We start from the raw sequence: 13,092 nt of genomic DNA, 5'->3' as shown, positions 1-13,092 counted from the left end.
TCCAAATAGAGTACTCTAACAATAACAACACTATTTTGAGTCTATATCTGATATGACCCAACCCAATTCATCGGGATCAGCCGCACAAATAGCTATCGACGACACAAAAACGATAGCTCAGTCATTACAGGCTGAAAAGATCACCTTACTGTATCGAGATTCCACGACTTACTACCAGCTGGGCATGGCTTGCGCGCTGGTTTGCTGCACTTTGCTTTGGACTTACCAAGCTCAACCTTTGTTACTGCTGTGGCTGCTAGTTTATGCAGGTTTAACTTATGGCGGTATTCATCTGAACAAAGCATTTGTACAGCAAACATCCTGCGAGAATTTATCGCGCTGGAAACATCTATTTTCACTGGGAGGATTATTAGTGGGCAGCTGCTGGGGAGTGTTAGTCAGTACACTTACTCCGGAAAGCTTGCTGCATGAGTCTGCAGTAATCATTTGTATGACAGGGCTTGCAATCTATGCCACTGCCGTTTTTTCAGCGGTTTTAACCACTTACCTTGCCTTTATTTTACCTGCTTTTTTACCGCTACTACTCAATCAAGCACAGCTTGAGCACCCTTTAATATCGCCTTATATCATTGCCATTTTTCTCTGCTTCTTATTATACGGTGCATGGCGTAACCAACGATTCTTAGTCGACTCTTTGACTGCAAAAGTTAAAAACCAGTTTTTACTTACGCAAATGCAAGAAGCACAAGCACAGAGTCAAAAACTGAATGCACAACTTGCAGATGAAGTCGCCATTCGCACGGCGGCAGAGCACAAATTGCAACAAGCACAGGTATTACTAGAGCAGCAAGTTGTTGAACGTACTCAAGCACTCAGCACCAGCAACCAGCAGCTGCAAGAAGCGATTAACCGTCAGCATATTGCAGGCTTAGAGCTAGAGCGCAGCCGCCTACGTTATAGCAAGGCCGTTGAAGCCAGTGAACTGGGTTTATGGGAGTGGAACCTGCAAACCGATGAGATTTTCCACTCTCATTTCGAACAGCTTTTCGGTTACTCATTCGATGAAATGCCCCACTTTATGGGACACTTAAAGCCTTTAGTACACCCTCAAGACTATCCAATCCTACGCTCTGCCCTTGTGGATAACTTAAAAGGCATTACCGACCAGTTCAAAGTACAGTTTCGTATTCAACACAAATCGGGGCAATGGCGCTGGCTAGAAGATACTGGGCGCGTTATAGAGCGTGATCAAAAGTCACAAATAGCCTTGAAGATGATAGGTACACGCAGGGATATTACAGAACAGTTTCTAAAAGATGAAAAACTCAAACTGGTCTGGCAAGCTTTTGAAAGCTCCAATGAAGCCATTTTTATTCTGGATGAAAACTTCACAATCACGACTTTAAACCAAGCACTATGTCAGATTACAGGCTATCAAAGTGATGAGTTGCTAGGTATTCACTTTGAGAACAGCCCTCTGTGGAGACAGGATTTAAAGCTCAACATCCAGATAAAAGAACAGCTGATGCAGTTTGGCGTTTGGGAAGGTGAGCTGATTGAAAAGCGAAAAAATGGTGAAAGCTTTCCCGAATGGTTGAAAATATATAGGGTACTATCGCAACAAGCTGGGCACTCTCACTTTGTGGGCATGTTTACAGACCTTACGCAACGCAAGAAAGCGGAAGAAAAGCTCAGTTACCTTGCCAACTATGATGAGTTAACAGGGGTTGCAAACCGTAATCTATTCAAAGACCGGCTTCATATCGCTATCAGCCAAGCACGACTGAACAAAACCAATGTCGCACTTCTGTTAGTCGATATTGACCGCTTTAAAGCTATCAACAACACATTAGGGCACGACGTAGGCGACCAGCTATTACAAGAGCTTGCCGAACGTCTCACCACTCATATTCATAATGTAGACACCATCGCACGCTTAGGGGCTGATGAGTTCGCCCTAATTTTTGATCAATACACCAATATTGATCAGGTGAGCACCCTTGCAGAGCAAGTTGCTGCGACAATACACACTCCATTCATGATTGAAGAACATGAGCTTATCGTCTCAAGTAGCATAGGCATCAGCCTATTTCCAAAGCATACCCGAGGCTTAAACATCTTAGTTAACCAAGCTGACCTAGCACGGAATAAGGTTAAACAACTTGGAGGCGCAGGTTTCGAGTTCTATTCAGAAGAGATGCAAACTGGCTCACTTGAGCGCCTAAAAATGGAGAATGATCTACGCAAAGCACTACAACGAGATGAGCTATGCGTATATTACCAACCAAAAGTTTGCTTAAAAGAAAATAAAATCTACGAGGCAGAAGCCCTTGTACGCTGGAACCACCCAGAATCAGGCTTAGTATCCCCTGGTTCATTTATCCCTATTGCAGAAGAAACAGGCTTAATATCTGCGGTAGGTGAACAAGTGTTCGTGCAGTCCTGCCAACAGATTAGTGCTTGGCTCAACAAAGGTTTATCCATCAAAGTATCGGTCAACCTATCGGCTCAACAGTTGCTACATAATGATCTAGTTTCATTTATTGGTGATACGATAAAAGCACATAAGGTACCCGCCCATTTGATCGAACTAGAGCTAACTGAAAGCTCTTTAATTGAAGACCCAGAACGAACTGTGGAGATTCTAGAACAGATTAAAGCCCTAGGCGTTACCCTTGCCATTGATGATTTTGGCACAGGTTACTCTTCTCTCAGCTATTTACAGCGTTTTCCCTTAGATATCCTAAAAATAGACCGCAGTTTCTTGAAAGAAGTCACCAGCGCAGACCCTCAACAAGCAACGCTGACGAAAGCAATTATCGCTTTGGGACATAATCTTGATATGAAAATTGTTGCAGAGGGAGTGGAAACTAGAGCACAGCTTGATTTCTTAAAGTATCAACACTGTGATTATGCTCAAGGTTTTTTAATCAGCCCGCCAGTACCTGCACAGACCTTCTTTGAACTGGTTGAACGCTATAACGCTTAAGCTGTTTTACCAAGAGTTAGTTGTGCTAACTCTTGGTAAGCTTTATATCAACCTTCAGGCATTCTTAAAGAATGTAAACTGCGTTTTACTGCCTTCAGATGTTCTGCCAGCCTAGGACCTCGCATTTTCGCGACACCTACGGCCAGTACATCAATAACCACTAAATGCGCAATGCGAGAGGTCATTGGAGTATAAATTTCAGTATCTTCCGGCACATCAATATAGAGCGGTATCGTTGCCATTTCCGCAAGAGGAGAACCGCTTGGGCAAAGTGCAATGACATGAGCGCCTGCTTCACGTACCAATTGAATACTTTGCATCAGGGCTTTAGTCCGGCCAGTTTGAGATATTGCCACCACCACATCGGTATCAGATAAAGTAACGGCTGACATATTCTGCATGTGCGGATCTGAGTAAGCTGCTGTCGACATTTGCAGACGGAAAAACTTATGCTGTGCATCTGTTGCCACCGCACCAGACGCACCAAAACCAAAAAACTCAACACGCTGAGAGATGCTTAACACTCTAATCGCCCGTTGTAGCATTTCAACATCAATACGATTCTTCACCGCTAGCAATGCACTGGCCGTAGTATCAAAAATACTATTGGTAAAATCACCAACAGAGTCATCTTCATTCATAGAGAACTGTGCAAAGCGGGTTTCTTTCGCCAATACTTGTGCCAAGCGCAACTTAAAGTCTTGAAAACCATCACAACCTAAAGCACGGCAGAAACGCACAACCGTAGGCTCGCTGACATTAGCTTCTGTTGCTAGATCAACGATACGCATATGAATCACTTCTTTTGCGTAGCTCAACACATAATCAGCCACTTTTTGCTCTGAGCGTCGGAACTGCGTTTTAGAGTGACGAATCTTTTCGAGAATGTTTTCTTTCACCGGTTTACCACTGGTTACCAAAGTCGAATATCTCTTTATTTTACCTATATCTGTCTAAAAGCGTCATTTTTTATTGAAGAGTTTATCGGCTAAGCCTTGTCACATGATTTTCATACAGGCTATATTAAACTCTGGTAGGTTTTATATTTGATTCCAAACCTCAAGCACTGAGGGGTAAGCTGTCATGAAAAACAACCCATCCACAGAACAAGTGAAAGAGCAGATCTTTGATATTTTCATGAATATTGAAGTTGAGCAGCACCAAGAGCGCAAAAAGAGTGAGGCTCTAAAGCATTTGGAAGCTCGGCGAGGCATAGAGAAACACTTTGAAGAGAAGCAGTTAATTAAGTCGCTGGATGACTACTCCGACTTTGATATTGAAAATTAAAAACACCTAGGTCACACAACCTAGCAGGTAGGGCTGCTCTCAAACAGCTACTCTTCTATATTTTAGCTACATCGCTTTTTGCGCTGTAGTAGAGATCTTGTAACATTATTAATTTAGGCCAGCCATCATAGAAGGCCGCTATCTAGCAGCCTTCTATCATTTAGTAACTACTCAACCGTAACTGATTTTGCTAAGTTTCTTGGCTGATCAACATCTGTGCCTTTCAACACTGCAACATGATAGCTCAATAGCTGTAGCGGTACGGTGTAAACAATTGGTTCTAAAATCTCTGGTACATCCGGCATCTGTTCTACTCTTAAACCTTCTTCAGGTTTAATATGATCAGCACCTGCAAACACAAACAGCTCACCGCCACGGGCTTTCACCTCCTGTAGATTTGCTTTGAGCTTGTCTAACAATGCATTGTTAGGTGCTACTGCAACTACTGGCATGTCTTTATCAACCAGCGCTAACGGGCCGTGCTTCAGTTCACCCGCAGGATAAGCTTCTGCGTGAATATAAGAGATCTCTTTTAGTTTTAACGCACCTTCCATTGCAACAGGATAGAGTGGACCTCTGCCTAGAAATAGTGTGTGGTTCTTTTCCGCAAAAGCTCGTGACAAGCTTTCAATACTTGCATCCAGTTTGACAGCTGCCAGCAGTAACTCTGGCAGTTGATGCAAAGCACCCACAATTTCTGCCTCTCTAGCCTCAGATAAACCAGAGCGACGTGCCAGTGCTAAAGTGAATAGAAGCAATGCGACAAGCTGTGTTGTAAACGCCTTGGTTGAAGCAACACCGATTTCTGGCCCTGCATTGGTCATCAGCGACAAGTCTGACTCCCGCACCAGAGAACTACCTGGTACATTGCAAATTGTTAAACTGGCTAAGACCTTATCTTGCACCTCTCGCAGTGCAGCCAAAGTGTCGGCGGTCTCACCGGACTGGGAGATCGTTAGGAATAGGGTGTTTTCAGGCACTACATGCTTGCGATAACGATATTCACTAGCGACTTCTACCGCACAAGGAATACCCGCGATATCTTCTAACCAATACTTAGCAATCATACCCGCATGATAGCTAGTACCACAGGCGATAATTTGCACTTGCTTAGTTTGATCAAAAATAGCACTAGCGCCATTGCCAAAGGCCTGTTCCAATAACTTAGTTGCCGAAATACGACCTTGTAAGGTTGCTTTAACCACCTCAGGCTGTTCATAAATCTCTTTCAGCATAAAGTGGCGAAACTCACCTTTTTCAGCAACTGAAAGGCCATGCTCGAAAACCTTAATTTCTCGCTCAACCTTATCGAGATTTTTATCCCATATGGTAATTACATCTGCTGTAACTTGAGCAAAATCACCCTCTTCTAAGTAGATGAAACGGTCGGTTACTTGCAGTAAAGCCATTTGGTCAGAGGCGATAAAGTTCTCTCCCATACCGACCCCTAAAACCAACGGACTACCCTTGCGAGAAGCCAAAATTTGATTCGGATAATCCGTATGTACGACGCCCAGTGCAAAAGCACCTTCTAGCTGTGAGACTGTACTTAGAAATGCAGTTTGAAGGTCATTCTTGACGCGCAAAGCCTGCGCAATCAAGTGAGCAATAACTTCAGTATCAGTATCAGATGTAAACTCAAAACCATCTGCTATCAAAGCAGCCTTTAACGGCTCAAAGTTCTCGATAATACCATTATGTACTACCGCTAATTTATCACCAGACATATGGGGGTGTGCGTTGTATTCTGTAGGCTTACCATGTGTAGCCCAACGCGTATGAGCAATTCCCATAACACCTTTAAGAGGCGCTTGCTGCTCTGCCTCAGCTAAAATATTCACTTTGCCTATGCGACGTAAACGCTGAAGTTGCTCACCATCAAAAACAGCCAAACCTGCAGAGTCATATCCGCGATACTCTAAACGACGTAAGCCCTCCAATAGAATGGCGGTCACAGGCCTTGCAGCTACTGCTCCGACGATGCCACACATAGTTTGTACTCTCCTAAATCGAGTTATTTTTTCCAGTCAGCTTTACTGATTTGGCGCGCACGCCCTACCGCCAAAGCGTTGGCATCAACATTTTTTGAAATTGTAGAACCTGCACCAATCACTGCCCCTTCACCAATCGTCACAGGGGCAACTAACGAGCTGTTGGAGCCAATAAATGCACCGGCACCAATCACGGTCTTAAATTTATTAACACCATCATAATTACAAGTAATAGTGCCTGCACCAATATTTGCCTTTGCACCAATATCAGCATCGCCAATATAGGTGAGATGATTCACTTTTGCACCTACACCAATAGTACTTTTCTTGGTCTCAACAAAGTTACCAATTTTAGCCCCTGCTAAAAGCTCAGTCTGCGGTCTGAGGCGCGCAAAAGGACCTATTTGACAGTTTTCTGCAATAATTGACTGATCAATCAGGCTATTGGCTTCAATACTCGTACCTGACGCAATGGTACAATTCTTCAGGACACAGTTAGGGCCGACACTTACTCGGTCTCCCAACACGACTGTGCCCTCAAAAATCACATTAATATCAATATTACAGTCACTACCAATCTGAACCTGCCCACGGATATCAACACGATTAGGGTCAGCTAAAGTCACACCTGCTAACATCAACTCATGCGCTTGTTGTAATTGATACCAACGCTCTAGCTCAGCTTGTTGAACCCGGTTATTCACACCCTGTACTTGTTGTTCATATTCAGGCTGAAAACCCTGAATCACAACACCTTCGGCTGCAGCCATTGCAATAATATCCGTCAGATAATATTCACCTTGGGCATTATTGCTGGATAATTGAGGCAACCATTTGGCTAATAAGACTTGGCTTACTGCCATTATGCCTGTATTCACTTCTGTAATAGCCAATTGCTCTGTAGAAGCATCTTTTTGTTCAACAATTGCAGCAATGTTACCGTTTTGGCGAACAATGCGACCGTAACCTTGTGGATTATTCAGAGTGACAGTCAACAACGACATGCTTTGTTCACTTACGGGCTCTAGAAGAGTAGCCATCAAAGCAGCAGGCGTTAAAGGCACATCACCGTATAGAATTAACACTCGGCTATTTTCTGTTAAAAACGGCAGTGCTTGTGCAACAGCATGACCGGTTCCAAGTTGCTCATGCTGATAAACATAATTGATATCATAACCTTGCAAAGCGGACTGTACCTGCTCGGCACCATGACCCACAACCAAATGGATTCGAGTGTTTGGAATTGTCTGAACTTGATCAAGAACATGCTGCACCATAGGTTTACCTGCGATTGGGTGTAAAACCTTTGGTTTAGCTGAACGCATTCTGGTGCCTTGTCCAGCAGCTAAAATAACAATATCTGTAATCATCTATTTTCTTGCCTATTCCCAAATTTCAGACAAAAAAAAGGCGGCTTAATAATAAGCCGCCTTTTTACAGCGGTGCGTTATGCACCTAACTTACGACGCAGTTGCTGTACTGTGCGTAAGCGAGCTGCAGCCTGAGCAAGCTCTGCTGCTGCTTTAGAGTACTCGAACTCAGAGGATTGATTTACCAACAAACGCTCAGCTTCAGCTTTTGCTTGCGCAGCTTGCGCTTCATCAATCTCTTTTGCACGAACAGCAGAATCAGCCAACAAGGTTACCAAGTTCGGTTGAACTTCGATAAAACCGCCTGACACAAAGAAGATCTCTTCTTCGCCATTCTGCTTAATAATCCGGACAGGGCCCGGTTGTAATTCCGACAGTAATGGTGCGTGACCTGGGGCAATACCCAAGTCACCCAGCACACCGGCGGCAACAACCAGCTCCACACGGCCGGAGTAAATTGACTCCTCGGCACTTACGATATCGCAGTGGACGGTCATAGCCATGGTTTTGCCTCATTTACTTCCGGAAAAAGCTAGATTACATCTTGCCAGCTTTTTCTACAGCTTCGTCGATACCACCTACCATGTAGAAGGCCTGCTCTGGTAGGTTATCAAACTCACCGTTCAGAATGCCTTGGAAACCACGGATAGTGTCCTTCAGTGAAACGTATTTACCAGGAGAACCAGTAAAGATTTCAGCTACGAAGAATGGCTGCGACAAGAAACGCTGAATTTTACGTGCACGAGATACAGTTTGCTTATCTTCATCAGACAGCTCGTCCATACCTAAAATCGCAATAATATCTTTCAGCTCTTTATAACGCTGCAGAGTACCTTGTACACCACGTGCAACATCATAGTGCTCTTGACCGATCACCAGTGGATCCAACTGACGAGAAGTTGAGTCCAGAGGATCTACCGCAGGGTAAATACCCAAAGAAGCGATATCACGAGACAATACAACGGTTGCATCCAAGTGCGAGAACGTAGTCGCTGGAGATGGGTCAGTTAAGTCATCCGCAGGTACGTATACCGCTTGGATAGAAGTAATAGAGCCCACTTTAGTCGACGTAATACGCTCTTGTAGTACACCCATCTCTTCCGCAAGTGTAGGCTGATAACCTACTGCAGAAGGCATACGACCTAGCAGTGCTGATACTTCAGTACCAGCCAGTGTATAACGATAGATGTTGTCTACGAAGAACAGTACGTCACGACCTTCGTCACGGAACTTCTCAGCCATAGTCAGACCAGTCAAAGCAACACGTAGACGGTTACCTGGTGGCTCATTCATCTGACCATATACTAGAGATACTTTGTCCAGTACATTTGATTCTGACATTTCGTGGTAGAAGTCGTTACCCTCACGAGTACGCTCACCTACACCAGCAAATACTGAGAAACCTGAGTGCTCGATCGCGATGTTACGGATCAGCTCCATCATGTTTACAGTTTTACCTACACCCGCACCACCGAACAGACCTACTTTACCACCTTTAGCAAACGGGCAAACAAGGTCAATAACCTTAATACCAGTTTCTAGCAGCTCAGTGCTGTTTGACTGCTCTGCATAAGTTGGAGCAGAACGGTGGATAGGCATACGCTCTTGCTCGCCAATCGGACCTTTTTCGTCGATTGGGCGACCCAGAACGTCCATAATGCGACCCAGAGTTTCAGTACCTACAGGTACAGAAATCGGAGAGTTTGTATTGACTGCTTCAAGACCACGCTTCAGACCCTCTGTCGAGCCCATCGCGATGGTACGCACCACACCGTCACCCAGCTGTTGCTGAACTTCCAGAGTAATTTCGGTGTTGGTCACCCTCAGCGCGTCGTATACTTTGGGTACTGAATCACGTGGGAATTCCACGTCGATTACAGCACCGATAATCTGAACGAGACGTCCGCTACTCATTTTGGTTCCTCTTAAACCTGCAATTGAACCCTGCATGCTTGTGCCTGCGTATTAAACCGCAGATGCACCGCTCACGATCTCAGAAATTTCCTGCGTAATCGCAGCCTGACGAGCCTTGTTGTAAATCAACTGTAGACTCTTAATCAGATCACCTGCGTTATCGGTGGCGTTTTTCATCGCCAACATACGCGCGGACTGCTCACAAGCATTGTTCTCGACCACTGCTTGGTAAGTTTGTGACTCCACATAACGTACCAGTAACTTGTCCAGAAGCTCTTTTGCATCTGGCTCATACAAGTAGTCCCAGTGATCGGGGCCGGTTTTATCTTCAGCCTGTAAAGGCAGCAATTGCTGTACAACGGGTTTTTGGGTCATCGTATTTACGAATTGGTTATACACCACATAAACACGATCCAACTCACCGGCGTCATACGCATCAAGTACCACCTTGACACTACCAATCAGATCGCTAGCTACAGGTGCATCCCCCAGACCAGTTTTTGAGGCCAGAACCTGACCACCATTGGAACGGAAGAAACCTACAGCTTTACTGCCGATAGCGCAGAACTTGAACTCTGCACCTTTAGCACGCCACTCTGCCATGTTTTTCAGTAATGCTTTGAACATGTTCACGTTCAAGCCACCACACAAACCACGGTCAGACGCAACAACAACGTAACCTACACGTTTAACATCGCGGTCATCTAAATAATGATGACGATACTCAGGCGTTGCATTGGCAATATGACCTACAACTTTACGAATCTGATTGGCATAAGGCTGGCTGGCGGCCATGCGATCTTGCGCACGGCGCATCTTGCTCGCGGCAACCATCTCCATCGCGCTAGTAATCTTGCGCGTGTTACCGATGCTCGCGATCTGGTTTTTAATCTCTTTTCCGACTGCCATAGCATCATGCCTTATTCAAAAAACGACTCTGGGCAGAGCCTACCCGCAGCTAAGCTGCGGGTAAACGGCTTACCAAGTCTGAGTAGCTTTGAACTGCTCAATACCTGCTTTAAAGCCAGCTTCGATTTCGTCGTTGTAGTTGCCTGTCTGATTGATCTTGGTCATCAGCTCTGCTTTTTCACTGTTCATGAAAGACAGCAGCGCTGCTTCAAAGTCACCAATCTTGTTTACCGGAACATCATCCAGGAAACCTTCGTTAGCAGCGTACAGAACAATACCCATCTCAGCGATAGACATTGGAGAGTACTGCTTTTGCTTCATCAGCTCAGTAACGCGCTGACCATGCTCAAGCTGCTTACGAGTTGCTTCGTCAAGATCAGAAGCAAACTGAGAGAATGCTGCCAGCTCACGATATTGAGCAAGAGCTAGACGAATACCGCCACCCAGTTTCTTAATGATCTTAGTCTGCGCAGCACCACCAACACGAGATACCGAGATACCAGCGTTCATTGCAGGACGGATACCTGCGTTGAATGCACTTGTTTCTACGAAAATCTGACCGTCTGTAATCGAAATTACGTTGGTTGGTACGAATGCAGATACGTCGCCGCCCTGAGTTTCAATGATAGGTAGAGCGGTTAGAGAACCAGTCTTACCTGTCACTTTACCTTCGGTAAACTTCTCAACGTACTCTTCGCTTACGCGAGAGGCACGTTCTAGCAAACGTGAGTGTAAATAGAACACGTCACCTGGGTATGCTTCACGTCCTGGTGGACGACGCAACAACAGGGAAATCTGACGATATGCCCATGCTTGTTTAGTCAAATCATCATAGATGATTAGAGCGTCTTCACCGCGGTCACGGAAGTATTCACCCATTGTACAACCGGAGTACGGCGCCAAGAACTGCATAGATGCAGGATCAGATGCACCTGCGTTAACCACGATAGTGTGGTTCATTGCGCCATGCTCTTCTAGCTTACGTACTACGTTAGCAATCGTTGATTGCTTCTGACCAATCGCCACATAAACACAAGTAATACCTGTGTTTTTCTGGTTAATAATTGCGTCAATTGCAATTGCGGTTTTACCGATCTGACGGTCACCGATAATCAGCTCACGCTGACCACGACCTACTGGTACCATCGCATCAATCGCTTTATAACCAGTCTGTACTGGTTGATCTACCGATTTACGCCACAGTACGCCCGGAGCAACCTTCTCAACCGCGTCAGTTTCTTTCGCGTCGATTGGGCCTTTACCGTCGATTGGGTTACCTAATGCGTCTACAACACGACCTTTCAGTTCAGGACCCACTGGAACTTCCAGAATGCGACCTGTACATTTAGCAGTCATGCCTTCCTGTAGTGGTAGGTAGTCACCTAGCACTACAGCACCAACAGCATCACGCTCAAGGTTCATCGCCATACCGTAGATGTTACCTGGGAATTCAATCATTTCCCCGTACATCACGTCAGCCAGACCATGAATCGTCACGATACCGTCAGATACGCTTACAATTGTGCCCTGTGTGCGGGCTTCAGAAGAAACATCAGTACTAGTGATGCGCTTCTTGATAATTTCGCTGATCTCAGATGGATTCAGTTGCTGCATGCCATGTCCCTCAAACTCAGGAATTCATTGCCTCGGCCAGTTTTGCAAGCTTTCCACGCACTGAACCGTCAATTACGGTGTCACCAGCATGGATCAAAACACCGCCAATCAGGCTTTTGTCGACCTGAGTCTGGATTTTAATTTCACGATTCAGACGTTTTTGCAGAGCTTGTGCCAACTTGGTCTGCTGTTCATTCGTCAGCTCATAGGCGGAGAAAATTTCCACCTCAACCGTCTTTTCTTGTTCCGCTTTTAAAACTTCAAATTGCGCTGCAATTTGAGGGAACAAAGACAAACGGCCAACTTCGCTCAGCGTCTGGACAAAGTTCTTACCATTTTCATTCATCACAGCAGCACAGATGTCTAAAACCACCTCTGCTTTTTGCTGTTGAGAAATACCTGGATTACTCAGTACATTCTGAACGGCTTTGTCTGATACGGCAGTTGCCGCAAGACTCAGCATGTTAGACCATTCGGCCAATTGACCTTGGCTAAAAGCATACTCAAACGCAGCTTTTGCATAAGGTCTGGCAACGGTGCTTAGTTCAGCCATAGGTCACCTCGCTTAAAGCTCAGCCGCGAGTTTCTCTACAAGCTCAGCGTGTGCTTTTTCATCAATTGATGCGCCAAGAACACGTTCTGCACCCGCTAGCGCTAAGCTAGCAACTTGTGCACGAAGTTCTTCTTTAGCACGGTTAACTTCTTGCTCGACTTCTGCCTGAGCAGCAGCAAGTAAGCGCGCGCCTTCAGAACGTGCGTTCTCTTTCGCTTCTTCAACGATTTGGTTAGCACGCTTGTTAGCTTGCTCAATAATTAGAGCTGCTTGTTCTTTGCCTTCACGTAACTGTTGACCCGCTTTTTCACGAGCTAATTCAAGGTCACGTGTTGCACGACTTGCAGCGTCCAAACCATCCGCAATCTTTTTCTGGCGAGCATGCATTGCTTCCGTTACCGGAGGCCAAACATACTTCATGCAGAACCAGACAAAGATCGCAAACGAGATGGCTTGTCCTACCAGTGTTAAGTTCAGATTCACGCCATCACCCCTTGCTTTCCA

The 13,092-nt window shown here is 45.4% G+C and carries 11 protein-coding genes; 2 read left to right on the top strand and 9 right to left on the bottom strand.

Annotated elements, in window-relative coordinates:
• Nucleotides 1-52 precede the first annotated feature (52 nt).
• On the top strand, nt 53-2,950 hold the full coding sequence (locus B5D26_RS06260) for a bifunctional diguanylate cyclase/phosphodiesterase (RefSeq protein ID WP_078744873.1): 2,898 nt from the start codon (nt 53-55) through the stop codon (nt 2,948-2,950).
• 47 nt (nt 2,951-2,997) lie between these two features.
• Here B5D26_RS06260 and hexR read toward each other — a convergent pair whose 3' ends face one another.
• Nucleotides 2,998-3,849, bottom strand: a complete 852-nt coding sequence (gene hexR, locus B5D26_RS06255; protein WP_078744901.1) for a transcriptional regulator HexR — start codon at nt 3,847-3,849, stop codon at nt 2,998-3,000.
• Nucleotides 3,850-4,033: 184 nt separating this feature from the next.
• Here hexR and B5D26_RS06250 point away from each other — a divergent pair, with 184 nt between their 5' ends.
• Nucleotides 4,034-4,237 (top strand): PA3496 family putative envelope integrity protein, encoded by a 204-nt coding sequence (locus B5D26_RS06250; RefSeq protein WP_078744872.1) that lies wholly within the window; start codon nt 4,034-4,036, stop codon nt 4,235-4,237.
• Nucleotides 4,238-4,404: 167 nt separating this feature from the next.
• Here B5D26_RS06250 and glmS read toward each other — a convergent pair whose 3' ends face one another.
• From glmS to B5D26_RS06210, 8 genes are all read right to left on the bottom strand, one after another.
• Nucleotides 4,405-6,228 (bottom strand): glutamine--fructose-6-phosphate transaminase (isomerizing), encoded by a 1,824-nt coding sequence (glmS, locus tag B5D26_RS06245; protein WP_078744871.1) that lies wholly within the window; start codon nt 6,226-6,228, stop codon nt 4,405-4,407.
• Nucleotides 6,229-6,251: 23 nt separating this feature from the next.
• A complete protein-coding gene (gene glmU, locus B5D26_RS06240) occupies nt 6,252-7,598 on the bottom strand; it encodes a bifunctional UDP-N-acetylglucosamine diphosphorylase/glucosamine-1-phosphate N-acetyltransferase GlmU (RefSeq protein ID WP_078744870.1) in 1,347 nt (448 codons plus the stop codon).
• A 77-nt stretch (nt 7,599-7,675) separates the two neighbouring features.
• On the bottom strand, nt 7,676-8,101 hold the full coding sequence (locus B5D26_RS06235; protein ID WP_078744869.1) for a F0F1 ATP synthase subunit epsilon: 426 nt from the start codon (nt 8,099-8,101) through the stop codon (nt 7,676-7,678).
• 34 nt (nt 8,102-8,135) lie between these two features.
• Complete coding sequence (gene atpD / locus B5D26_RS06230; RefSeq protein ID WP_078744900.1) at nt 8,136-9,512, bottom strand: F0F1 ATP synthase subunit beta; 1,377 nt, start codon at nt 9,510-9,512, stop codon at nt 8,136-8,138.
• A 51-nt stretch (nt 9,513-9,563) separates the two neighbouring features.
• On the bottom strand, nt 9,564-10,421 hold the full coding sequence (gene atpG, locus B5D26_RS06225) for a F0F1 ATP synthase subunit gamma (protein ID WP_078744868.1): 858 nt from the start codon (nt 10,419-10,421) through the stop codon (nt 9,564-9,566).
• A 69-nt stretch (nt 10,422-10,490) separates the two neighbouring features.
• Complete coding sequence (atpA, locus tag B5D26_RS06220) at nt 10,491-12,035, bottom strand: F0F1 ATP synthase subunit alpha (protein ID WP_078744867.1); 1,545 nt, start codon at nt 12,033-12,035, stop codon at nt 10,491-10,493.
• Nucleotides 12,036-12,051: 16 nt separating this feature from the next.
• Nucleotides 12,052-12,588, bottom strand: coding sequence for a F0F1 ATP synthase subunit delta (locus B5D26_RS06215; protein WP_078744866.1), 537 nt, complete (start codon nt 12,586-12,588; stop codon nt 12,052-12,054).
• 12 nt (nt 12,589-12,600) lie between these two features.
• Nucleotides 12,601-13,071: a F0F1 ATP synthase subunit B gene (locus B5D26_RS06210; protein WP_078744865.1), complete on the bottom strand. Its 471-nt coding sequence runs from the start codon at nt 13,069-13,071 to the stop codon at nt 12,601-12,603.
• Nucleotides 13,072-13,092: the final 21 nt, after the last annotated feature.

The organism is Oceanospirillum multiglobuliferum, assembly GCF_900167095.1.
Taxonomy (GTDB): Bacteria; Pseudomonadota; Gammaproteobacteria; order Pseudomonadales; family Halomonadaceae; genus Oceanospirillum; species Oceanospirillum multiglobuliferum.
This window is presented reverse-complemented; position numbering and strand designations above follow the sequence as displayed.